The 24,306-nt window shown below is 54.1% G+C and carries 20 protein-coding genes; 5 read left to right on the plus strand and 15 right to left on the minus strand.

Annotated features, from left to right (window positions below; translation table 11 throughout):
- Nucleotides 1-4: 4 nt before the first annotated feature.
- From V6944_RS06870 to V6944_RS06880, 3 genes are read right to left on the minus strand one after another with little or no spacing between them, the layout of a single operon-like run.
- Nucleotides 5-1,132 (minus strand): ABC transporter ATP-binding protein, encoded by a 1,128-nt coding sequence (locus V6944_RS06870; RefSeq protein ID WP_333498389.1) that lies wholly within the window; start codon nt 1,130-1,132, stop codon nt 5-7.
- Between the two features lie 12 nt (nt 1,133-1,144).
- Entirely contained in the window at nt 1,145-2,047 is a 903-nt protein-coding gene (locus V6944_RS06875) for a carbohydrate ABC transporter permease (protein WP_333498390.1), read from the minus strand.
- Nucleotides 2,040-2,930: a carbohydrate ABC transporter permease gene (locus V6944_RS06880; RefSeq protein WP_333498391.1), complete on the minus strand. Its 891-nt coding sequence runs from the start codon at nt 2,928-2,930 to the stop codon at nt 2,040-2,042. Before V6944_RS06880 ends, V6944_RS06875 begins: the two co-directional genes overlap by 8 nt.
- A 194-nt stretch (nt 2,931-3,124) precedes the next feature.
- Here V6944_RS06880 and V6944_RS06885 point away from each other — a divergent pair, with 194 nt between their 5' ends.
- Complete coding sequence (locus V6944_RS06885) at nt 3,125-3,973, plus strand: helix-turn-helix domain-containing protein (RefSeq protein WP_333498392.1); 849 nt, start codon at nt 3,125-3,127, stop codon at nt 3,971-3,973.
- A 19-nt stretch (nt 3,974-3,992) separates the two neighbouring features.
- Here the strand turns inward: V6944_RS06885 and bglB are convergent, their stop codons facing one another.
- The 3 genes from bglB to V6944_RS06900 are packed head-to-tail and all read right to left on the minus strand — an operon-like array spanning nt 3,993 to nt 7,573.
- On the minus strand, nt 3,993-5,102 hold the full coding sequence (gene bglB, locus V6944_RS06890; protein WP_333498393.1) for a beta-galactosidase BglB: 1,110 nt from the start codon (nt 5,100-5,102) through the stop codon (nt 3,993-3,995).
- 9 nt (nt 5,103-5,111) lie between these two features.
- Nucleotides 5,112-6,404, minus strand: coding sequence for an ABC transporter substrate-binding protein (locus tag V6944_RS06895; protein WP_333498394.1), 1,293 nt, complete (start codon nt 6,402-6,404; stop codon nt 5,112-5,114).
- Nucleotides 6,401-7,573 carry an oligogalacturonate lyase family protein gene (locus tag V6944_RS06900; RefSeq protein ID WP_333498395.1) on the minus strand — a complete coding sequence of 391 codons (1,173 nt, stop codon included), beginning with the start codon at nt 7,571-7,573 and terminating at the stop codon, nt 6,401-6,403. Before V6944_RS06900 ends, V6944_RS06895 begins: the two co-directional genes overlap by 4 nt.
- A 424-nt stretch (nt 7,574-7,997) precedes the next feature.
- Here V6944_RS06900 and V6944_RS06905 point away from each other — a divergent pair, with 424 nt between their 5' ends.
- A complete protein-coding gene (locus tag V6944_RS06905; protein WP_333498396.1) occupies nt 7,998-8,753 on the plus strand; it encodes an oligogalacturonate-specific porin KdgM family protein in 756 nt (251 codons plus the stop codon).
- A 123-nt stretch (nt 8,754-8,876) separates the two neighbouring features.
- On the opposite strand, the gene acnA is transcribed toward V6944_RS06905, so the two are convergent.
- The 5 genes from acnA to topA form a co-directional block, all read right to left on the minus strand.
- Complete coding sequence (acnA, locus tag V6944_RS06910) at nt 8,877-11,552, minus strand: aconitate hydratase AcnA (protein ID WP_333498397.1); 2,676 nt, start codon at nt 11,550-11,552, stop codon at nt 8,877-8,879.
- A gap of 214 nt (nt 11,553-11,766) precedes the next feature.
- Nucleotides 11,767-11,934 carry a hypothetical protein gene (locus V6944_RS06915; protein ID WP_185666034.1) on the minus strand — a complete coding sequence of 56 codons (168 nt, stop codon included), beginning with the start codon at nt 11,932-11,934 and terminating at the stop codon, nt 11,767-11,769.
- A 2-nt stretch (nt 11,935-11,936) separates the two neighbouring features.
- Nucleotides 11,937-12,053: a YmiA family putative membrane protein gene (locus V6944_RS06920; protein ID WP_333498614.1), complete on the minus strand. Its 117-nt coding sequence runs from the start codon at nt 12,051-12,053 to the stop codon at nt 11,937-11,939.
- A 337-nt stretch (nt 12,054-12,390) separates the two neighbouring features.
- Nucleotides 12,391-13,365, minus strand: a complete 975-nt coding sequence (gene cysB, locus V6944_RS06925) for an HTH-type transcriptional regulator CysB (protein WP_333498398.1) — start codon at nt 13,363-13,365, stop codon at nt 12,391-12,393.
- A 182-nt stretch (nt 13,366-13,547) separates the two neighbouring features.
- A complete protein-coding gene (topA, locus tag V6944_RS06930; RefSeq protein WP_333498399.1) occupies nt 13,548-16,145 on the minus strand; it encodes a type I DNA topoisomerase in 2,598 nt (865 codons plus the stop codon).
- Nucleotides 16,146-16,539: 394 nt separating this feature from the next.
- On the opposite strand from topA, the gene V6944_RS06935 reads away from it, so the two are divergent.
- Nucleotides 16,540-16,791 carry a YciN family protein gene (locus tag V6944_RS06935; protein WP_333498400.1) on the plus strand — a complete coding sequence of 84 codons (252 nt, stop codon included), beginning with the start codon at nt 16,540-16,542 and terminating at the stop codon, nt 16,789-16,791.
- A gap of 78 nt (nt 16,792-16,869) precedes the next feature.
- On the opposite strand, the gene sohB is transcribed toward V6944_RS06935, so the two are convergent.
- Nucleotides 16,870-17,916 (minus strand): protease SohB, encoded by a 1,047-nt coding sequence (gene sohB / locus V6944_RS06940; RefSeq protein WP_333498401.1) that lies wholly within the window; start codon nt 17,914-17,916, stop codon nt 16,870-16,872.
- A gap of 253 nt (nt 17,917-18,169) precedes the next feature.
- Between sohB and V6944_RS06945 the strand changes: the two genes are divergently transcribed.
- Nucleotides 18,170-18,931: a YciK family oxidoreductase gene (locus V6944_RS06945; RefSeq protein ID WP_333498402.1), complete on the plus strand. Its 762-nt coding sequence runs from the start codon at nt 18,170-18,172 to the stop codon at nt 18,929-18,931.
- Nucleotides 18,928-19,518: a cob(I)yrinic acid a,c-diamide adenosyltransferase gene (cobO, locus tag V6944_RS06950; protein WP_333498403.1), complete on the plus strand. Its 591-nt coding sequence runs from the start codon at nt 18,928-18,930 to the stop codon at nt 19,516-19,518. The genes V6944_RS06945 and cobO overlap by 4 nt, the downstream gene beginning before the upstream one ends.
- On the opposite strand, the gene V6944_RS06955 is transcribed toward cobO, so the two are convergent.
- From V6944_RS06955 to V6944_RS06965, 3 genes are read right to left on the minus strand one after another with little or no spacing between them, the layout of a single operon-like run.
- Entirely contained in the window at nt 19,490-20,464 is a 975-nt protein-coding gene (locus tag V6944_RS06955) for an AraC family transcriptional regulator (protein WP_333498404.1), read from the minus strand. The genes cobO and V6944_RS06955 overlap by 29 nt on opposite strands.
- Nucleotides 20,465-20,487: 23 nt before the next feature.
- On the minus strand, nt 20,488-22,839 hold the full coding sequence (locus tag V6944_RS06960; RefSeq protein WP_333498405.1) for a beta-glucosidase family protein: 2,352 nt from the start codon (nt 22,837-22,839) through the stop codon (nt 20,488-20,490).
- 18 nt (nt 22,840-22,857) lie between these two features.
- Nucleotides 22,858-24,219: an MFS transporter gene (locus tag V6944_RS06965; RefSeq protein ID WP_333498406.1), complete on the minus strand. Its 1,362-nt coding sequence runs from the start codon at nt 24,217-24,219 to the stop codon at nt 22,858-22,860.
- Nucleotides 24,220-24,306 lie beyond the last annotated feature (87 nt).

Raw genomic sequence — 24,306 nt, forward strand, 5'->3', positions numbered from 1 at the left:
CGGCTTAGAGTGAAATATTCAGCTCCCTCTCGGCATCAAAAATATGGCATTTCGCCATCTCAAAACGAAACCACACCTGGCTATTCAGCCTGGCATCCAGAATCGGCTTCACCTGATCGGATGGCATCCGCGCCGTCAGTTCAAAATCCCCCACCTGCAGGTAGAGAAAGAACTCGTGGCCCATGTTCTCAACGCGGATCAGCGTGCCCCGACCGCCGCCTTCAGCAAACGGCTGCGTTGAGACGTGAACGTATTCGGGGCGAATGCCGAAACAGACCGCTTTATCGACGTAGTGCGCCACCTTCTCCTGCTGCTGCGCGTTAAGCGGCAGCGTATCGTGGCCGACGGTGATATGCAGCCCATCGTCTTTACGCACGAGGCTGGCCGGTTTGATGTTCATCTCCGGCGCGCCGATAAACCCGGCCACGAACATGTTTTGCGGATAGTGATAGAGATTATCCGGCGTATCGACTTGCATAATATGGCCAAGTTTCATCACGCAGATACGGTCGCCCATGGTCATCGCTTCGGTCTGGTCGTGGGTGACGTAAACGGTGGTCGCCGGTTTCCCGGAGCGTTTGAGCGATTTATGCAGATCGGAAATACGAATACGCATTGAAGCTCGCAGTTTGGCATCGAGGTTAGACAGCGGTTCATCAAACAGGAACACGTCCGGCTTTTTCACAATCGCGCGGCCTACCGCCACACGCTGCGCCTGACCGCCGGAGAGCTGACGCGGCAGGCGGTCAAGCAAATCCTCCAGTTCAAGAATTTTCGCTGCTTCATTCACCTGCACGGCAATCTGATCTTTCGGCAGCTTGCTCAGCTTCAGGCCAAACGCCAGGTTCTCGCGCACCGTCATGTGCGGATAGAGCGCATAGTTCTGGAACACCATCGCAATGCCACGCTCTTTTGGTGCGAGGTTGTTAACAATTTTCTCGCCAATACGGACTTCCCCACCGCTAATGGTTTCCAGCCCCGCCAGCATACGTAGAGTGGTCGATTTGGCGCAGCCGGACGGGCCGACAATCACCATAAACTCCCCTTCCGCAATCTTAAGGTCGATACCATGTACCGCTTTGAAGCCGTTGGAGTAGACCTTTTCCAGTTTGTTGAAAATCACTTCAGCCATGATAGTTCCCTCTTAACCTTTAATTCCGCTACTGGAGACACCCTGGACGAAGTAGCGCTGCGCCAGGAAGAAGACAATAATTGATGGCAGAATGGAGATGCTCGCCATTGCCAGAATTTCGTTCCACGGCGCGCCTTCGGTCACGTCGATGGACATTTTCAGCGCCAGGGCAATCGGATATTTATCCACGCTGTAGACGTAAATCAGCGGGCCGATAAAGTCGTTCATCGACCACATAAACTGGAACAGCGCCACCGAGATAATCGCCGGTTTGAGGATGGGCACCACCACGTACCACAGCACCTGCCAGGAACTGCAGCCGTCAATCTGCGCCGCCTCTTCCATGTCACGCGGTACGCCGCGCAGAAACTGAATCAGCATAAAGACGAAGAAGCCTTGCGTGGCAAACGCCGTCGGCAGATACAGCGGCAGATAGCTGTTGAGCATGCCCATTTCGCGGAACATCAGGTACTGCGGGATCAGCAGCACTGTGCTCGGCAGCAGCATGGTGGCAATCAGCGTGGCAAACCAGAATTTCTTCCACGGGATCTCGAAGCGGGCAAAGCCGTAGGCCACGATGGTTGAAGAGACAATGGTCAGAATCACCTTCGGAATCACATATTTGAAGGTGTTAATCATATAGTGGCCGAAGTCGTATTCCGTCCCCGTTTTCCAGCCGTTGATAAACCCATCCCAGGTCGCATGGACCGGCCAGAGGTTCAGGGTGGTGAAGATTTCGTGGTTCGGTTTAAACGATGCCGAGAACATCCACGCCAGCGGATAGAGCATCATCAGCCCGACCACCAGCAGAATGGTATAACGCAGCGACCGACTCACTTTTTCGCGGCGCAGCGTGCGGGCCACTTCACGTGCGGCCTCCTGCTCGGTCGCAGACATGGTTTGCAGATCAGCCATTTTTGCCTCCCTTATCGGCGGAGTAGAAGACCCAGTATTTCGATGATTTGAAGGCCACGGCCGCAAAGGCAGCCACCACCAGGAACAGGACCCACGCCAGCGCAGCGCCGTAGCCCATATCGAAATATTTAAACGCGGTATCGTAGATATAGAGCGAGAACAGGTAGGTATAGTAGGTCGGGCCTCCGCCGGTAATGACGTACGGGCCGGTAAATTCCTGGAAGGTCCCACTGGTCTGCATAATGAAGTTAAAGAAGATAACCGGCGTAATCAGCGGCACCGTCACCTTGAGGAACATCTGCCATTTCGACGCGCCGTCGATCATCGCCGCTTCATACTGCGACTGCGGGACGTTTTGTAGCGCCGCCAGGAAAATAACCATCGCTGAACCAAACTGCCAGACACGCAGCAGCGTAACGGAAATCAGCGCCAGCGAGGGTTCACCCAGCCAGTTGATCGGATCTACACCCATCGCCCCCAGCATACTGTTGAACAGGCCGTCGATGGCAAACAGCGCTCGCCATAAAACCGCAATGGCTACCGAACTGCCAAGAATCGACGGGATGTAGTACGCGGTGCGAAAGAAACCGATGCCCCGCAGTTTGAAATTGAGCACGAAGGCAATGCCCAGCGCGAATGCCAGTTTGACGGGAATGGTCAGGAACACGTAGACAAAGGTGACCGCCATAGATTTCCAGAAGAGTGGATCTTCCGTCAGCATGTAACGATAGTTTTCAATACCGTTAAATTCTGGCGGGCTCATTAAGTCATACTGGGTAAAACTCAATAAAAAGGACGAAATAAAGGGAAAAGCGGTGAACACCACTAACCCTATTATGTACGGTGAGATCCATGCCAGCCCTAATAACTTATTCTCGTTCATAGATTCCTCTAATATAATAAAGATATCTTGAGTAACGACATCGTGTTAACGATTCGCATAGTGATCTTTATCACATTTAATATTATCTGATTAATTTTCGCCGTGAACTCCAGCAGAATAATGAAAAAACATTTCATTTTTTAAAAATTAAAACCTATAGTCAGAAAATAATCTCTCTGCTGAAGGCTATTGCTATGGCATTACGTCGTCATTCCACCTATTTCCCTGAAAATGCGTCACTGATGATTAAGCACATCGCTGACCAGGATATCTGTCCATTGCACGCCCATGACTTTTACGAAATGGTCTGCGTCTCCTCCGGGAGCGGGATGCACGTCATTGACGGGATTTCCTGGCCTATCAGCTGCGGTTCTGTATTTATCGTGTCGCCCAATGAAGAGCATTATTTTGAGAAAGTCGAAAAACTGTCGCTCCTCAATATTCTCATTCATCCGGATTTTCTCACCGAGACCCTGCTGACGTTGTTAGCCGACTTCGCACCAAATAAACAATTTATGGCCACCCATCAAACCATCGTACATAGTGCATTTTATACCAACCTATTAAATGAAGAATTAAACAAAGATTTAGCCTGGCGTTCCGTTATGCTGGAAACGTTATTTACACAACTCGCCGTATTTTTACAACGCGGCCATGTGAGCCAGACAGCTCACCGCTGCGCTAAGGAAGATTCAATTATCTATTTGCTAAATTATTTGCATCACAACTATGCAAATGATCAATTAAGTATTGATTATCTGGCACAAAAATTTAATATTCAAAAACGCATGCTGGAGCGAAAAGTACAATCCATTACCGCCCTGACGCCCAATGATTACATCACCCACGTCCGCTTGTGCCATGCGATGAATCTGTTGGTCACTTCGGAACAGTCCATTACCGATATCGCCTACCTGTGCGGTTTTAACGACAGCAACTACTTCTCCCATCGCTTCAAACTCTTTTTCGGCATGCCGCCGCGCACGGTACGCAAGTACGGGCTGTTCCCCCTAATAAATCACCGTACGGCTCTCCAGTCCTGAGACCAGGAGCCGTTGCGGCTTAGATAAACAGATTCTGATACTCGATCAACGCCAGCATCGCCATCGCCTGTCCATACGGCATGGAGGTGCGTTCAATATTGCGGTAGTAGTCGAGATCTTTGCCCATTCCGGTGCCGAAAGAGACGTTTGCCAGCTCGCCCTGCGGCGTAATCTGCCGCATGACCCCTTCCGCCGCCGCTACCCCGGTCGCCAGAAAGCGTTTATCGATATAACGCTTACGTACCGCCTTCAGGATGCCGTAGGCAAAACCTGCTGAGGCAGAAGATTCCAGGTAGGAGGTAGGATCGTCCAGCAACGTATGCCACAGCCCGCTCTCTTTATCCTGACGCTCCGCCAGAGCGGCTACCTGACGCGACAGCTGCCCTAGCAGGAACTCGCGCACCGGGTCGCCCTGCGGGAGGTCAAGCATCTCAATAAAGTCAGGGATCGCCACCGTCACCCAGCTATTGCCGCGCCCCCACAGCGCTTTGGCATAGTGATGTCGGCCTTCGAAATTCCAGCCGTGGTACCACAGCCCCGTAGGCGCATCGCACAGATACTGCGAGTGCAGCAGGAACTGCCGTTTGGCCTCTTCAACCCATTCCGGGCGATTCAGCACCAGGCCCGCTTTCGCCAGCGGCATCACGCTCATCATCAGCGTGTCATCCCACAGCTGCTGATGGTGCGCATAGTTAAAGGTCATATGCTGCAGCCCGCCCAGCTCGGTGCGCGGCATGTCGTACATCACCCAGTTAGCCCAGCATTCGATATAGCGCTTCCACGGTGTATAGCCGTTTTCTTCATACACTGAGGCCAGGGTCAGCATTGGCGCCATGGTGTTGACGTTTTTAGTTGGCGTGCCTTCACGGAAACGGTCCGTAAACCACTGTTCGATAATCGCCAGCCAGCGCGGGTCACGGGTTTGCTGCCAGTACTGCCAGAGCCCGTACAGCCCCACGCCGTGGGTCCACTCCCAGCCGCCCCACCCTTTGGTGTCGACCACGCGCCCATCGGCCAGCGTCATCAGAAATGCGCCGTTTTCGTCGCGAATATTCACCAGCGCATCGATCAGTTTTTCGGTCATCAGCACCGTTTCATCGGCGCTAAACTGCAGTTGTTTCCTCTCCATGAACTCCCCTTACTTCATCGGTGCATGTTTACGCAGCGCGCGTTTCGCCGTGCGTTCGAACTCTTTTGCTGCATCTTCAGCGCTGATTTTGCCGTAGTCGATCCGCTGGGTGAGATCCAGCCAGTACTGTTCGATCTCCGGATTTTTGAAGTACGGCGAGACGTAGACGTTGTCCGACGGCATGCTTTCCACCAGCTTCAGGCCGGTGATCACCGGGTCGTTCGGCTGGGCCATATCGGTTTTCACCACGAAGTCCGCCGCCGCTTTGCTGACCGGGAAGCCACGTTCCAGCCCCATTAGCTGCACGCCTTCCGGCTGGTTGACCATAAAATCAAGCAGCATGGCCGCCTCTTTCGGGTGCTGCGTGTTGCGACTGATGGCAAAGATCATCGATGGTTTGATAAACAGCCCCGCATCTTTGGCACCTGGCAGCAACGGATAGGGCCCGACTTCCAGCTTCGCCGGCGGCGTCAGGGTGTCTTCATATTTGGCGACCGCCGAGCTCATCAGGTTCGATCCGCCAAATTCGCCGTTGATCCACGGTTTCATCTCAAACGGCTGCGCTTTGCCAAAAGATTGAATGTACTTCTGGCTTGGCAGGACATGCTCAGCGACCAGTTTCTGGTAGACCTGTACAAATTCCAGCCACTGCGCTTCGCTGTAGGTGAACTCGCCTTTTTCATTGAGCATCGGCTGATTGTATTTCTGCACCATCCACGAGTTGATTAGCTCCATTGAGGTGGTGACGATCGCTGGATAATAGTTATCGCCGAGCTTCTCTTTAAACACCTGTCCGGCGGCGAAGAGTTCATCCCAGGTTTTTGGGTAAGCCAGCCCGGCTTTCTTCCAGGTTTCTGTGTTGTAGTAAAGAATGGGTGCCACCAGCGACACCGGCAGTCCCTGCACTTTGCCATTGACGGTGACGGTGCTGAGCTTGCCCGCGTAGTTATCCAGCCCCACCTCTTTGCTCAGCTGGTTGAGGTCGTAAAAGCCGTTGCCCGAGCGCGAGAACACCTGAATCCAGCTCCAGTCGAGCTGCATCACATCCGGTTCGTTCTTCCCGGCAATCTGCGTGGAAAGACGCGATACAAAACCATCCCAGCCGGTGTACTCCGCTTTCACCTTGATATTCGGATGCACCTGTTCGAAGGCGCGAATGGTTTTCAGGGTGTTCTGGTGGCGGGAGTTTGCGCCCCACCAGGCCACGCGCAGCGTCACCGTATCGCTGTCGTCCGCAAACGCCGGGGCCGTGCACAGCATGCCGCTACAGGCGAGCATTAACGAGAAGGCAATCTTTTTCATTTCGAGCTTCCTTTCAGTAAAGGGGCAATCTCTGCCAGATAGACGGCAGGCAGGCCGTCGCGGTCAGAGGTGTAGAGCACGTGGCTTAAATCCGGGCTAAAAGAGGGATGCGGGTGGCTCGCCTGGCACTGCCCGTCAATAACGCGCCAGGAGGTGTCGTGACGGGTAATTTTGCGCGTTTGCTTTTGGCCTGGTTCAAACAGGTAGAGCCACGGGTCGGTTAACGCCGTGTAGCCACCCTCATCGGTTAAATCAACCGGCGTGCCGCAGCCGTCGCCGACCAGTAGCGACCCGTCGTAATTACTCATCAGGTGCGAACAGGCAGGCATTTCCATCACTTTCTCGCTCTGTGCGCTGCCGGCCAGCGTCTGGCAGATATGGCGTTGATGCGTCTCTTTATTCAACGAGACGAAAATGATGCGTGAACCGTCGGGCACCCAGAATTCATGGGTAAAGGTTTCTGCTTCCGGCTGGCTTACCGGCGCCGAGAGGCCGGTCTGGCGATCGTACAGCCAGATGCGGTTGCGAATCAGGTCATGCGGCCCTTCATGGCAGTACATGATGGTGTTGGTGTCATTCGGGCGAAAGCCGGGGTGGCCCAGCCAGCGCGGCTCTTCAAACAGCACCTCCGAACGCCCGGTGGCAAGATCGATAACCTCGCAGCGGGTGGTCGGGTTCAGGTGATATTGCCGCTGGAAATCGTTCCAGTCGTTCAGCGGGATCCAGGTATCCGCTGACAGCGACATGCCGATCATCTTGCTGCCAGTGCTGTCCGGCGCCCAGGCGCTGGTGCTGACCCACTGCGCGGGTAGCTCGTAGAGCACCTCTTCACGTAGGGTATCCAACTCAACCCTGACAATATGGCAGTTGTGGCGCATAAAGATCAGGGCGCAGTCATCTTCGGTGATAAAGCCGTCAAAGCTGTTGTCACCCGGCCCTTCCGTCAGTTGACGCAGGGTATGCTGTTGCAGATCCAGCAGCCAGTAGTTCCAGTTGCCATCATCGACGCCGCCAATCAGCAGCTGCGTGCCCCCCTGCAGGAAGCACTTCTGATAGAAGTAGTTGCGGTGAAAAATACGATCCCGCGGGGTTAGCCGAACCACGCGAACGTGGGTGACGGGGTCAATTTCAGATGTAAACGTCAGTGGAGTGACATCACCCTTTGCCATAGTGTCCTCAATGTCAGGAGTTGTCGGGTCGGTTCAAAGGCATCTCAGGATGCGGATTCTCCCGTCAGTCTTAGCTGACAGGAGTGGCTCACAGCATGCCGAGGCCTACCGGCAATAACCTTTGAAATAATGACAAAGCCCGTTACCGGATGACGCAATAACAAAGGTTTCAGCGTTATCATGAATAATTTCAGACATGCTCACATTCTTAACACGATAAATATCTTTCTTAGCTTTCCCGACAAAAAATCAAAAGAGTTGGTGATTTTATAAAGGTTTTAACGTTGCAGCGGATGCTTAACTACGGGCGTTCATTTAGCGAAGCTTGCCAGTAGTGGCAATTAATACATCGACAGGCTCACGCAGGATAAACCGAGTGCATTGTGTAATGCATTATTCAAATAATAATGAGGGAAGAATTGTTATGTTATCCGGTAAATACCTTATAGCAGGTTGCGTCTTATTAACCAGCAACGTTGTGCTGGCTGAAGAATATACCTCTCCGATCCGCTCACTCAGCCTTGATTACCGGCATGAGTACCGTGTACGTGACCGTACCCACTATGACAAGCTGAATATGTCTGCGGCGCTGCCGGACAATTACAATTTCGCGATTGAGACAAAATACAAAACCGGTGGCGATGATCCACAGGATAAATGGTACGATGACCCGGTCATCAATGCCGTAGAATTAACGTTATCAAAATCATTTACCTTCGGAAATTTCAAAATCGCACCATTAATTCAGCCCGAATTTAACAGTGAAAGAACGGAGTGGAAATTTGGCTTTGTGCCATGGTACACGTTTAATGAAAATTGGGCAGTCGGCGGGATGTACCGTTTTGAAATGACCGATTATGCTAACGATCCAGACTGCGGGTATAATGGGGATAAATCCTGTAGCACCAATAAACACCGCACCGTAAACCGTGGCGACCTTTATCTGCGCTACACCCTCGACCGTTTCTCTACGACCTACAAATTTATCTATAAGCACGGCGATGAGATTCTGTGGGGGAACCAGCATTATGACTACGAGCAGGAGTGGCAGTTCGACTACACCCTCGGGGATAAAAAGGAGTGGAAGCCATACGTTACCTTTGGCGACATTGGCCGCTCATCCCGTTCAACCGAACGTCAGTTCCGTCTGCGTATGGGGGTGGTCTACACCTTTAAATAAGCGGAAAACCTCTCACGCTATATGGGCGTGAGAGGTGGGTTTCTGTTCAACGTGCCGCTCTCATTTTCTTTTGCTTCTGTTATTGCCATCGTCCGTTTTGGGGCCAGAATTCGGCCCCTTTTTTTATCCCAGCATATTACGAATGACGTAGTGCAGGATGCCATCGTTCTGGTAGTAGGTTAGCTCCGTCGCCGTATCAATACGGCAGCGACACGCCAGCGTCTGTTGCTGCCCATCCGGCCGGGTGATCAGCACCGGAATTATCACCCCCGGCTTCAACTGCTGTAGTCCGGCGATATCAATCTGCTCTTCACCGGTTAGCTTCAGCGTTTTACGATCTTCCCCCTGCGGGAACTCCAGCGGCAGAATGCCCATGCCAATCAGGTTCGATCGGTGAATACGTTCGAACGATTCGGCGATGACCACCCTGACGCCCAGCAGGCGCGGACCTTTTGCCGCCCAGTCGCGACTGGAGCCGGAGCCGTACTCTTTCCCGGCAATCACCGCTAGCGGCGTACCCTGCTGCTGATAGGCCATCGCGGCATCGTAAATCGACATCACCTTATCGTCCGGCAGCAGGCGCGTCATGCCCCCCTCCACGCCGGGTACCATTTCATTGCGAATACGGATATTGGCAAAGGTGCCGCGCATCATCACCAGGTGGTTACCACGACGAGAACCGTAGGAGTTGAAATCGCGGCTGGCAACGCCGTTGTCCTGCAGGTAGCGGCCTGCCGGGCTGTCGGCCTTGATACTGCCTGCCGGTGAGATATGGTCGGTGGTGACGGAGTCTCCCAGCATCGCCAGCACGCGCGCACCGTGGATATCCTGGACCGGGTCGGGCGTTACGCCCATTTCATCAAAGAACGGCGACAGTCGGATATAGGTGGAATCATCCTGCCATTCATAGGTGTCGGAAGCAGGAATGTCGATCGCCTGCCACTCCGGCGTTCCGGCAAAGACCGCCGCATATTCTTTATGGAACATCCCGGTAGAGACCTGCTGCACCGCTTCGGCTATCTCGGCGCTGCTCGGCCAGATATCTTTCAGGTAGACCGGGTTCCCATTGCTGTCCTGCCCCAGCGGGTCGTGGGTCAGATCCACCCGCATATTCCCGGCCAGCGCGTAAGCCACCACCAGCGGAGGCGAGGCCAGCCAGTTGGTTTTCACCAGCGGGTGAATACGGCCCTCAAAGTTACGGTTACCGGAAAGCACCGCGCCAACCGTCAAATCGCCCTGCTTGATGGCGTTCTCAATCGGATCCGGCAGCGGGCCAGAGTTACCGATACAGGTGGTACAGCCATAGCCGACGAGGTTAAAACCAAGCTGGTCAAGATAAGGCGTAAGACCCGCGTGGGCCAGGTAGTCAGAGACCACCTTCGACCCCGGTGCCAGCGAGGCTTTGACCCATGCTTTTGGCTTCAAGCCCAGCGCCACGGCTTTTTTCGCCAGTAGCCCGGCGGCCATCAACACGCTAGGGTTTGAGGTGTTGGTACAAGAGGTAATCGCGGCAATCACCACCGCCCCTTCAGGAAGCGCATGCGTTTCGCCGTTAAGCGTAAAGTCGACGGCGTTTTTCCCCGTTGAGCCCTGATTTACCGCCAGCTCGGTCGTGGCGTTAAACGCCTGCGGCACCTGAGCCAGCGCGACGCGATCCTGCGGGCGTTTCGGCCCGGCGAGGCTGGCTTCAACGTCGTTCATATCCAATGCCAGCGTCTGGCTGAAGACCGGTTCATCGCCCTTGCGTCGCCACATCCCCTGCGCTTTCGCATAGGCTTCAACCAGCGCTACCTGCTCGTCGCTGCGTCCGCTGAGGCGCATATACGACAGGGTAATGTCATCAATCGGGAAGAAGCCGCAGGTTGCGCCGTATTCCGGCGCCATGTTGGCAATCGTGGCTCGGTCGGCCAGCGGGAGAGAATCCAGCCCGTCACCGTAGAACTCGACAAATTTACCCACCACGCCAAGCTTACGCAGCATCTGCGTAACCGTCAGCACCAGGTCGGTGGCGGTGATCCCTTCGCGTAGCTTGCCGCTGAGTTTAAAGCCGACCACGTCAGGAATGAGCATAGATACCGGCTGCCCCAGCATCGCGGCTTCCGCTTCAATGCCACCCACACCCCAGCCCAGTACGCCAAGACCATTGATCATCGTGGTGTGTGAGTCGGTTCCGACCAAGGTGTCGGGATAGGCAACCCATTCATCGCCCTGCTGCTCGCTCCACACCGCGCGCCCCAGATATTCCAGGTTTACCTGGTGGCAGATCCCGGTGCCCGGCGGCACGACGCGGAACTGACTGAAAGCCTGCTGCCCCCAGCGTAAAAAGGTGTAACGTTCGTGGTTGCGAGACATCTCCAAACGTACGTTCTCATCAAACGCTTCGTCGTCGCCAAAACGGTCCACCGTCACCGAGTGGTCAATAACCAGGTCAACAGGTGACAGCGGGTTCACTTTGTGGGTATCCCCGCCGAGGCGTTTCACCGCTTCGCGCATGGCAGCGAGATCGACCACCGCCGGCACACCGGTAAAGTCCTGCATCAGGACGCGGGCGGGACGATAGGCAATTTCACGATCGGCGTGGGCCTGTTTAAGCCACCCCGCCAGCGCCTGAATATCCTCAGCGGTGACCGAATCGCCATCCTGCCAACGGAGCAGGTTTTCCAGGAGAACTTTGAGTGATTTAGGCAGGCGGGTGATATCACCCAGGGTCTTAGCAGCCAGCGGCAGGCTGTAGTAACGGTAGGTTTTATTATCGACCTGTAGTGTATCCTTGCAGGTCTCTCGTAGTGTTGACGACATAGCTCCTCCTTAAATGGCGGGAATTGCAGTACTCTGACACTCCTCATGGTCTATATAAAAGATAACACAATCAGGGGAAAACGCAGGGAAAGGGCTCAGATTGATAAATTCAATCAATGGGTTATTCAGAATAACATCCAGATGGAATTAATAGCAGAGAAAGGATTTATTTCGTTTGACGGCATGAAAATGAAAGTGAAAAATAACCATAAAGTTATTGTTTCTTATTCTCATCCTGATTGAAGAGATCGATAAATTCTTTTTGATCGCGGGTCAGGTTCCATTCATCAGGAATATTGACCTTACTATTTTTGTCATCTTGCGGTTTTTTTTCTACCGGAGCGGAGGGCTTCACCGGCTTGACGCGTTCAGACGTGAGCACGGTTAGCCCCAGATTTTCCAGACCAGCAGCGCTACCGCTACCCAGAACAGTGCAGAGCCCAGGAATACGCTCAGCCAGGCTTTGCGTTTCACACGAGAACCGTTATCTTCTGCCGCCATTACCGCCCTCTCACAATCGATATTACTTATCATTTTCACACCAATCAATTGTTACAACTAATCATCGTTGAGATAAATCCTAAGTAAATTTTAAGCAAAAATCCAGAGGTTTTACGAATATTACATGGAGATTAATTTAATCTTTTGAGCTCAAAGCGATATTTGAGAAGACAAATTTGCCTAACCCTAAATTTATTTCTACTTTTGCGGCGTAATGAGTAATAGAAACAATTCTTAGTCAAATTTTAGCGCGGAGCGGGAGATGGAAAAGGCGTGCTATAGCAAGGATATAACTGTTTCCGCCCCTTTAGGGAAGAGGCGGATAATTAAGTGAAGCTTATTTTTCTGGCAGCTTTATATCTTTAAACATGGCTTCAATGTCTTCATTCGAGCGCAGCGCTACGGCGGTATCAACCACATCACGCGTCAGATGCGGAGCAAATCGCTGAATAAAATCATACATATAGCTACGCAGGAAGGTGCTGCGGCGGAAGCCAATTTTGGTGGTGCTGTGGCTGAAAATACCTTCTGCGTCCAGCTTCACCAAATCTGGGTCAGAGTGGGGATCGACGGCCATGCTGGCGATCACCCCTACCCCTAATCCCAGGCGTACGTAGGTTTTAATCACGTCGGCATCGGTGGCGGTAAAGACAATACGCGGCGTCAGACCCGCGCGGTTAAACGCGGTGTCTAACTCCGAACGACCGGTGAAGCCAAAGGTGTAGGTGACCAGCGGATACTGCGCCAGCTCCTCAATGGTGACAGACGTTTTAGATGCCAGCGGATGCTCTGGCGTGACCACAATCGAGCGGTTCCAGTGATAGCACGGCAGCATCACCAGATCGTCATAGAGATGCAGCGCTTCGGTGGCGATGGCAAAGTCGGCATTGCCTTTAGAGACCGCTTCCGCAATTTGCGTTGGCGACCCCTGATGCATGTGCAGCGATACGCGCGGGTAGCGTTCGATAAAGCCCTTAATCACGCCCGGCAGCGCATAGCGTGCCTGAGTGTGCGTCGTCGCCACGTACAGCGAGCCTTTATCAGGCCAGGTATGCTCCCCTGCAACGGATTTAATCGCATCTACTTTCGACAGGACTTCACGCGCGATACGGATGATTTCCTGGCCCGCTGGCGTAACCTGCGTCAGATGTTTACCGCTACGGGCAAAAATCTGAATCCCCAGCTCATCCTCCAGCATTCTGACCTGCTTACTGATACCCGGCTGCGAGGTATACAGACCTTCAGCGGTGGAGGAGACGTTAAGGTTATGGTTGACCACCTCAACGATATAGCGGAGTTGCTGTAATTTCATGCGGTTGTATCCAGTCTGCGCTCAGGAATCGGTCATAAAGACGATTTAATCATAAGAAATGCATTGGCTATAACCACTATATCATTTATAGCAAGTGTGTATAGATGGAAACAAAAAATAATAACGAGGTTATAAAAAAGGGCCGCAAATGCGGCCCTTTGTGACAGTGTAGGCAAAAAACGCTACTTTTTCGCTTCAACCCATTTACCGTCAACGAAGAACGCTGACCAGCCGGTCGCCTTGCCATCTTTCTCAGAAGCGACGTACTGCTGTTTGGTTTTACGGCTAAAACGAACCATCGTTTTGTTGCCCGCCGGGTCCTGCTGAGGCGCGTCGGCCAGATAACGCAGTTTTTCCGGCAGACGGTCGCGGAAGCGGAACAGCTCTTCTACCAGCGGCGCGCGGGTTTCACGTGATTTCGGGAAGGTGTTGGCCGCCAGGAATACCCCAGCCGCACCGTCACGCAGCACGAAATACGCATCCGACTTCTCGCACGGCAGCTCTGGCAGCGGAACCGGGTCTTCCTTCGGCGGAGCGACTTCACCGCTACGCAGAATTTTACGCGTGTTCTTACACTCTTCGTTGGTACAGGCCATGTACTTACCGAAACGCCCCATTTTCAGGTGCATTTCAGAACCACATTTCTCGCACTCAACGATCGGGCCGTCATAGCCCTTAATGCGGAACTCGCCCTCTTCAATCTCGTAGCCGTCGCAGGTCGGGTTGTTACCACAAACGTGCAGCTTACGCTTCGGATCGATCAGGTAGCTGTCCATCGCCGTGCCACATTTCTGGCAGCGACGCTTGGCGCGCAGCGCGTTGGTTTCCGCGTCATCGCCTTCCAGCACGTTCAGCACTTCGTTTTCCGGCACCAGGTTAATGGTGGTTTTGCAGCGTTCTTTCGGCGACAGCGCGTAGCCGGAGCAGCCGAGGAACACGCCGGTGCTGGCGGTACGGATACCCATTTTACGGCCACAGGTCGGGCAGTCGATGCTGGTCAACACCATCTCGTTCGGCTGCATGCCGCCCTCTTCTGGCGGTTTCTCAGCCGTTTCGAGCTGCTTGGTGAAATCACCAAAGAACAGATCCAGTACCTGCTTCCACTCGGCTTCGTGGTTGGCCACGCGGTCGAGGTGATCTTCCATCTGCGCGGTAAAGTCGTAGTTCATCAGCTCGCGGAAGTTCGCTTCCAGACGATCGGTGACGATCTCGCCCATTTTTTCCGCATAGAAGCGACGGTTTTCGGTGCGCACATAGCCACGATCCTGAATGGTCGAGATGATCGACGCATAGGTGGACGGGCGACCGATGCCGCGTTTTTCCAGCTCTTTAACCAGCGAGGCTTCACTAAAGCGAGCAGGCGGTTTGGTGAAGTGCTGTGCCGGAGTCAGTTCAACCAGGCTTAGCTTATCGCCCTGGTTGACCATCGGCAACGTGCGGTCTTCATCGCCTTTACGCAGCGCAGGCATCACTTTGGTCCAGCCGTCAAAGCGCAGGGTACGACCACGCGCTTTGAGTTTGAAATCACCCGCTTTCACGGTCAGCGTGGTGGAATCGTACTGCGCTGGCGTCATCTGACAGGCCACGAACTGGCGCCAGATCAGCTGATACAGCTTCTGCGCGTCCGCTTCCATATCTTTCAGCGCTTCCGCCTGAACGGAAACGTCGGAAGGACGAATCGCTTCGTGCGCTTCCTGTGAATTTTCTTTGCTGGCGTACTGGTTCGGGTTCTCCGGCAGGTATTTTTTGCCGAAGTTATCGCCGATAAAATCGCGAACCATGTTTACCGCATCCTGACTCAGGTTGGTGGAGTCGGTACGCATGTAGGTGATGTAGCCCGCTTCATACAGGCGCTGCGCCATCATCATGGTTTTCTTCACGCCAAAGCCCAGACGGGTACTGGCCGCCTGCTGCAATGTAGAGGTAATAAACGGCGCGCCAGGCTTGCTGCTGGTCGGCTTATCTTCACGCTCAAGGACGCTGTAGCTGGCTTTTTCCAGCAGGCTAACCGCCGCCATCGTTTCGTCACGATTAACCGGACGGAACGGTTTGTCACCCTTATGGGTCACTTCCAGCGGCAGCGCATCGCCGCCCGGCGTGGTCGTGCTGGCGTCAATTTCCCAGAACTCTTCCGGCACAAACGCTTTAATTTCGCGTTCGCGTTCCACCACCAGACGAACCGCCACGGACTGAACGCGACCGGCGGATAAACCGCGGGCGATCTTTTTCCACAGCAGCGGCGAGACCATGTAGCCCACAACGCGGTCCATAAAGCGACGCGCCTGCTGAGCGTTAACACGGTCGATATTCAGCTCACCCGGCTTTTCGAACGCCTGACGGATCGCATTTTTCGTAATTTCGTTAAACACCACGCGGCTATAGCGTGATTCATCACCCCCGATCACTTCCCGCAGGTGCCATGCAATGGCTTCCCCTTCGCGGTCAAGGTCGGTTGCGAGATAGATGTGGTCGGCTTTTTCCGCCAACTGTTTGAGTTCCGATACTACCTTTTCTTTGCCAGGCAGCACTTCATAGTGTGCCGCCCAGTCATGCCATGGGTCGACGCCCATGCGGTTAACCAGCGCGCCTCGTTCATCCTTTTTAGGCTTTTTGGCCGTTTTGGTGGAGGTAGAGTCAGCGCTCTTTTTGGCGGCTGAGCCACTTGTCGGCAAATCGCGGATATGACCGACGCTGGACTTAACCACGTAGTCATTACCCAGATACTTATTGATCGTTTTGGCTTTTGCCGGGGACTCAACGATAACGAGAGCTTTACCCATATTCACCTTACCTAATTTGATTCTTCCAGGAATACATCGCACATGTTCCACATTCCACTGGCGACAAGCCTTGTATGTTGCGGCAATACCAATGGATATCAACCCTTTACCAACTGGCTTTTGAGACACGTAGCCAGGTAGCTGAGTTTACAGACTTTTTTTCACCAGGGTCTATAGCACGAAGAATATTTGGTCGAATGTCAAGCAAATCTGTTGCCAGATCGCCGAAAGCGTCACACTGTACCTGATAAAATTCGTTACGCAACTTTATTAGCATGCAATCACCAATCATGCCAACTCTGAGGTAAAATGCTTGTCCCTGGTAAACGTCGGGAAAATTTGCCCGAAGACGGCGCCCGGCGTAGACTAGCGCAGGAATTTTGAGGAGTTGAATATGTCCAATAATAGCCAACCTATCGATCGTCAGACACTGCTTATTGAAGCAAACCGCCTCATTCGTGAGCATGAAGATACTATGGCGGGTATTGAAGCCACCGGCGTAGAACAGCGCAACGGCGTGCTGGTCTTCAGCGGTGAATTTTACCTGGATGAACAGGGCCTGCCGACGCCGAAAAGCACGGCGGTGTTTAATATGTTCAAGTATCTCGCCCACCAGCTGTCTGAAAAGTATCACCTGGTTGACTGAACATAGGGCTTGCGCCTGAGCAGTCTGATATAGCCCGGTAAACCTGTTTTACCGGGCTATAGAGTAGAAAGGAAATCGTTATAGCAGTGGTTTCTGACCGCGCTGCCACCAGCGCATCATCAGTTTGTCGGCGCTTTCTGCCGCACTTCCAGTAAACCGGTCCATCATTTTCTTACGCTGCGCATAGCGCACGCCGATAACGTCACGCCCTTCCATCAAGCCTAGCAGCAGTTCATCGCTGGTGCCCACTTCATCAACCAGCCCTTTTTCCTGTGCCTGCGTGCCGTACCAGTGCTCGCCGGTTGCAACCTGGTCGATGTCCAGCGACGGACGCATCCGCTTAACGAAATCCTTAAACAGATGATGCGTTTCGTTCAGCTCTTCACGAAACTTCTGGCGCCCTTCTTCGGTGTTTTCACCGAGCAGCGTCAGCGTCCGCTTGTACTGACCGGCAGTATGCAGTTCGACGTCGATATCTTTATTTTTCAGGAAACGGTTGAGGTTCGGGATCTGCGCCACCACGCCAATCGACCCGAGAATGGCAAACGGTGCCGCCACAATTTTGTCAGCCACGCAGGCCATCATATAACCGCCGCTGGCCGCCACTTTATCGACCGCTACCGTCAGCGGGATCTGCTTATCGCGGATACGCTGCAGCTGCGATGCCGCCAGGCCATAGCCATGCACGACGCCGCCAGGGCTTTCCAGACGCACGACGACCTGATCCTGCGGGGTTGCAACGGTCAGCACGGCGGTAATCTCTTCGCGCAGGGAGGAGACTTCATGCGCATCCATACTGCCTTTAAAGTCGATAACCCAGACGCGCGGTTTGGTTGCTGCCGTGCTGTCACCCTGCTTCGCTTTGGCTTTAGCCGCTTTCGCTTCCAGCTTCAGCTTTTTCTTTTGCGCCTTATGCCAAAGCTTTTGCTGAGGCGCGTCGAGCAGCGACACGGCTAAATCTTCCTGCATATCCTTGTGCTGCTCGCTTAAGTTGGTGATTCGCAGCTCACCACGCTGGCGTTTGCGCTGCGTGACGTTGACAATCAGTACGGCAATCACCGCAATGGCGACAACAACCGTGACGATTTTCGCCAGAAAAAGACCATATTGAAAAAGTAATTCCACACATCCACCTTGTACAAAAATCACAGAATCTACCGCCCAGTGTACAACACCGCGTTCAGTACGTCTCGACTGCAGTATCAGGCTACGAGGCGCATTCCAGATTACTTTTTTGCTGATGAAATCATTGCAAATTGTTAATTAACCGTTGTCTCTCCCGTGCGCTGATTGAAATAGCGCGAAGATTCAGGCATAAAGCCCAAAAGCCATGAAAAGTCCATGAAATATGGCGGGTAAGCGCCATAGAGGAGTCACCGTGCACTATCAACCCCAACTCGATTTGTTGCAAAACCGTATCATTCTGGTCACCGGTGCCAGCGATGGTATCGGTCGTGAAGCGGCAATGACCTATGCCCGTTACGGCGCCAGCGTTATTTTGCTCGGCCGGAACGATGAAAAACTGCGCGCGGTTGCGCAAGAAATGGATCGCGAAGGTCTACGGCCTGCCCGCTGGTTTACCCTCGACCTGCTCACCTGCACGCCGCAGGAATGTCAGCATATTGCTCAGCAGGTTAGCCTGCACTACCCGCATCTTGACGGCGTGCTGCACAACGCCGGGCTTCTGGGTGACGTGGTACCGATGGACCAGCAGGACCCTGCCGTCTGGCAGCAGGTGATGCAGGTCAACGTCAACGGTACCTTTATGCTTACCCAGGCGCTGCTGCCGTTGCTGCTGAAAGCAGAATCCGGCTCGCTGGTCTTTACCTCATCGAGCGTCGGCCGCGAAGGGCGCGCCAATTGGGGGGCCTATGCGGTGTCGAAATTTGCCACCGAAGGGATGATGCAGGTGCTGGCCGAAGAGTATAAAAATCGCCCTCTGCGCGTAAACTGTATTAATCCCGGCGGCACGCGTACCAAAATGCGCGCCAGCGCCTTCCCAACGGAAGACGCGCTGAAGCTGAAAACCCCCGCCGATATTATGCCGCTCTATCTGTGGCTGATGGGTGACGATAGCCGCCGTAAAACCGGTATGACTTTTGATGCCCAGCCAGGGCGTAAACCAGGAATTGCACAATGAGTGATGAACGTTACCGCGAGCGCCAGCAGCGCGTAAAAGAGCGCGTTGCCGCCCGCGTGGCCGCCGCCCAGGATACCCGTGGCATCGTTATCGTCTTTACCGGCAACGGTAAAGGCAAAACCACCGCCGCCTTCGGTACCGCGACCCGCGCGGTTGGCCACGGCCATAACGTTGGGGTGATCCAATTTATTAAAGGCACCTGGCCTAACGGCGAGCGCAATCTGCTTGAGCCGCTCGGCGTTGAGTTTCAGGTTATGGCCACCGGCTTCACCTGGGACACCCAGAATCGGGAGAGCGATACCGAAGCCTGCCTCGCCGTCTGGGAACATGCGAAACGGATGTTGGCGGACGATAGGCTGGACATGGTGCTGCTCGATGAGCTGACCTATATGGTGGCGTACGACTATCTGCCGTTAGAAGAGGTATTAACCGCGCTGAAAAATCGTCCGCATCATCAAACGGTGATCATTACCGGTCGCGGCTGCCATCGGGATATTCTTGAGTATGCCGATACGGTCAGCGAGCTACGTCCGGTGAAGCATGCGTTTGAAGCCGGTATTAAGGCGCAGATTGGGATTGATTACTGACCGCTAATCGGTCGAGAAGCGCATGATTGAGCGGCAGGCACAGGCAGTCCTCACCCTGTGCCAGCGCGACCTCGGTCAGATTCTGGCGCGAAATAAAGCGCTTGCGGTACTCCGTCGGCGTGAGCCCGCAGTATTTATTAAAGGCGGCAATCAGCAGCTTGTGCTCCTGAAAACCGCAGCTGTGGCTGATGTCGGTAATCGGCGTGCGCGTGTCGCGCAGCAACGTGCGGGCTTTGTTCAGCCTGACCAGCGTCAGATACTCTTTGAAATTGTGCCGACTGACCTTTTTAAACAGTCGGGAGAACCATGAGTAGCTCATTCCGCAATGCTCAGCAACATCGCTGAGGGTCAGAGGTTGATCAAAGTGTTGATTAATATACTCAATCCCTTCTTTGATCATCGCCTCTTCCCGCAGCGTACTTTCCCCTCGTTCAATAGACTGCCCGGCAGCCACCAGCGCATCCAATAGCAGATAGATAGCAGCGATGCGCTGAAACGGCGCGTGATTATCAATGATGCGTTCCAGCAGCGCCGTCAGCCGCTGGAAAACCACGTCGTCGGCAGCGCTCATGGCAAATTCATGCGTGCGCCACTCCAACAGCGGCGCAGGATGCAGTTCATCAAAAAGCCCAGGGGAGAACTGCACCGTGACCAGTTGGCTCCCCTCTTCCTCCGCATTCAGTTCATGCACTTCTTCGGCATTGATATAGAGCATCTCGCCCTGTTGCAGCATGACGTTTTGCTGGCCGACGGTCAGAGAAAAGCGCCCGTTCAGCACCGTGATCAGCTCCGGTGCCGGATGCCAGTGCGGCTCGCAGTAGCGGACCTCAGCGGCAAACACATTCAGCTTTTCCGCGTCAAAAGCAATCAGCTCGTAGCCGCTATTCGCCGTCTGCCGCCCGGAGTGCGTCGCCGGATGGGGATGCGTCACTGAAAATGGGAACACGCGCTCTCTCCTGTTATGGGCCGTTACTGGGGTTCAGCCAGCACGGCATTGAGCTCGTCACGCTCGATATCCAGCGCCAGGAACTCGGTCAGCGCAATCAGCAAGCCGCAGAACAAGTCCGGAGCCAGGCGAATCAGCTTTTCTCGTACCTGCTCTGGCGGCAGCTGGCTCTTATCGGCAATCAGCTGGACTACGCGTGCAAAGGCTTTCGGTTGCTGTATCAACTGCTGCAACGAGTTATCGTCGCGCAGCGGCACGTAGCGCGCCGGGCAATCCACCGTAAACGTCGCGTTCAGCGGCAGGTCGCGGGAAGAACCACCAATATGTACCTGCCAGTTCCCCGGTGTTATCACCCAATCCGCAAGGCCAGGATGGTAGCAGGCCAGTTCGCTAATCGGTAGCTGCAGGCTGACGCGTTGGGTCTCACCCGCCGCAAGGGCAATTTTATCAAACCCTTTCAGTGCGCGGACTTCACGGATCAATTCACCCTCTGGAGCAGAAACGTACAGCTGCACAATCTCTTTGCCGTCTACCGCGCCGATGTTGCTCAGTTCAAAGCTAACGGTGAGCGTGTCGTCCGCGCCAATCGTCTCCGCTGACAACGACAGGTTGTCGTAGCTAAATTGGGTATAGCTTAAGCCAAATCCAAACGGGAAGCGCGGCGTCAGGCAGCGTTTATCGTAGTAGCGATAACCAACAAATAACCCTTCACCGTAGTGATGGCGCAGGTTTTCACCTGGATAGTTCAGCCAGGCCGGCGTCTCTTCCAGGGTATTAGGCACGGTCACCGTTAGCTTGCCGCTTGGGTTACGCTGCCCGAACAGAATTTCCGCCACTGCGCGGCCCATGCCCTGCCCGGCAAAGAAGGTTTCCAGTAGCGCTTTGCATTCGCCAAGCCATGGCATCACCACCGCATCGCTGTTTGCCAGCACCACCACCACGTTGGGCTGAACCGAGGCGACTTCACGAATCAGCCGCTCATGCACCGCCAGAATATTCAGGTCGTGACGGTCGCCGTTTTCACCATCTTCACCCACCGCCGTGCTGACGAAGATCACCGCTACATCGGCCTCTTGCGCGACCACCTTCGCCTGAACCAGCGCGGCTTCGTCGCACTGGAGATCGTCCGGCGCGCCGATGGCCCAACTGACGCTGAACGCTTCACCGGCGAGGTCAAAGATTTCATCTAGCGGACGGTCAAGCAGATACGGCACCGTGGTCGCGCAGCCGGACCCCTGAATCACTGGCTCCTGCGCCGGTTTACCCAGCACGGCGATACGCGGCGTCTTTTCCGGGCGCAGCGGCAGAAGGTTGTCGTCATTTTTCAGTAGAACGATAGATTCCGCCGCCAACTGCTGCGAAAGGCGGTGATGTGCAGAGAAATCTGCCTGAGCATTCGGGCGGCGATTGCGCTGCACTTTATCCAGCAGTTCCAGCATTCGCAGGCAGGCGCTATCGACCACCGCCATTGGCACTTCGCCTGCGTTGATGGCCGCCAGCAGCGTCTGCTTATCGCGGCGAGTTTCCGGCATTGCCAGATCGTTCCCCGCCATCAGCGATGCAGGACGATCTTTAATACCATACCAGTCAGACATCACCAGGCCGTCGTAGCCCCACTCATCGCGCAGCACCTGTGTCAGCAGGAACGGGTCTTGTGACGTCTGCACACCGTTCAGGCGGTTATAGGAGGACATCACCGTCCACGGCTGCGATTTAGCAATTGCCCGCTGGAAGCCTGCCAGATAGATTTCCCGCAGCGCGCGCTCCTCAATAACGGAGTCCATTTCGGTGCGGCGGTATTCCGAGTTGTTGGCCGCAAAGTGCTTCAGGCTGGCGCCCACGCCTTCGTCCTGTAAGCCGTTGATGAGCGCTGCGGCAATATCGCCGCTCACTACCGGATCTTCGGCATAGTATTCGTAACCGCGCCCCGCCAGCGGCGTGCGGCGAATATTAATCCCCGGCCCCAGTAAAATCCCGACGCCCATATGCTGGCATTCGCGCCCTAGCGCCTGGCCCATCTGATAGACCAGATCTATATCCCAGCTACAGGCAAGGCTTGAGCCGTTAGGGAAACAGGTGGCTGGCAGCGAGGCGCTGAACAACGCCTCACTGCCCCCTTTCGCTGCCGGTTCTTCGGCGTTAGCGCGGTCGGCGGTTTGGGTGATCACAGAGATAAAATCATCCATGCTCCACTTTTCGTTGCCGTCTATCTGCGCGCTGCTGTAACGCACGCCGTAAGTACCGTCGGTCATCACAATATCGTCGATGCCGTGCTGCGGCAGGCTCGCCGTACGCCACAGCCCGCTGCCGGTCAGCAGCGCCACTTTCTCTTCTGCATTCATTGCCGCAATAAGCGTTTTAAAATCACGATTCATGTCTCTGGCTCCCTGAGGTTAAAGCGCGTTCTGCTTGCGCAGGCTGATTTTCTGCACGATGTCGCGGTAGGTTTTTTCATCCAGCGAGTAGCTGGCAACGAAGATGGCGCTAATCGCAAACATCGCGCCGGGGAACAGCGTCATGAGAATATTGATGCCACTTAGCGCGTCGGCACTAATATTAGCGGCGTCATAGTGGTAATAATCCAGCATCCACCCGGCGCAACCGCCGCCGATGGCCATCGCTATTTTGGTAATAAAGTTGAAGAAGCCGTAAATAGCGCCTTCGGTTCGCACGCCGTGGTGCCATTCGGCATATTCCACGGTGTCGGCAATCATTGACCACATGGCGACAAATCCCATGCCCAGCGTAATACTGAACAGGCACACCCCGGTCATAATCAGCCAGATATTATTACCGGCAACAAAATACTGCATCAGCACGCCCAGCACGCCAATCAACAGCGCCACCAGCGTCATTTTCTTTTTGCCGATGACGGCAATCACTTTCTCAGAAACCACCGTCCCCAAAATATAAGCGGCGGACTGAATCATAAAGAACGAGGCGGTAAAACCCTCATTGCCGATAATGTACTTAATAAAGTAAATCGCGATCGCCATCCACACGGTGTAGGCGATATAAAAGAAAACAGTAAATAACGACAGGTTAATCAGCGGCGCATTGCCCACCACCGCACGGAACATTTCACGCAGCGTCGGCGCCGGCGTATCTTCTTCTTCTCCCACGCGCTCTTTGGTCATGCCAAAGCAGGCAAGGAACAGGAACGTCGCCAGCAGCGCAAAGCAGGAGACGGCAAAGACGTAGCCCAACTGTTTGTCGTCAAACGGTGAAATCAGAATATCCGCGGTAGTAGAGACGATCAGGTAGCCGACAATCGCCATCACAAAGCGATAGACCGACAGCGACGAGCGTGAGGCCTCGTGCTGGGTTAACCGGTTGGTCAGCGCCGAGTACGGCGTGTTGACCGCGGTGTACGCCAGGCAGTAGATGGTGTAGGAACAGAGTGCGAACCAGAATTTGGCCTCACCGCCAAACGGCAGGAAGCACAGCACGGTCAGCAACCCCAGCGGCACCGAACCATATAATAGCCACGGGCGTAGCTTGCCGTAACGGCTGTGGGTTTTATCAATAGCGAAGCCAATCAGAATATTAAAAATCGCATCAACGACTCGCGCAATAACAAAGATCAGGCTCGCTTGAACTGCGCTAATACCGTAAATGTTGGTATAGAAGAATAATAAAAAGAGAGAGACAAAACCGAAGGATAAATTAGAGGCAAAGTCACCGAAGCCGTAGCCAATTTTTTCTTTGACGCCGATAACCACATAGCTTGCCGAGAGTTTTTTCGTTGTATCCATTTCGGGCTACCTGTTTGAGTAATCTGTGGCAACAGTATATGGCGAGGGCTATTTAATCACTTTGCGTTCTTTGTCCGAGGAATTCCT

Origin of the sequence: Kluyvera sp. CHPC 1.2972 (assembly GCF_036759925.1) — a bacterium.
Lineage (GTDB): Bacteria > Pseudomonadota > Gammaproteobacteria > Enterobacterales > Enterobacteriaceae > Kluyvera.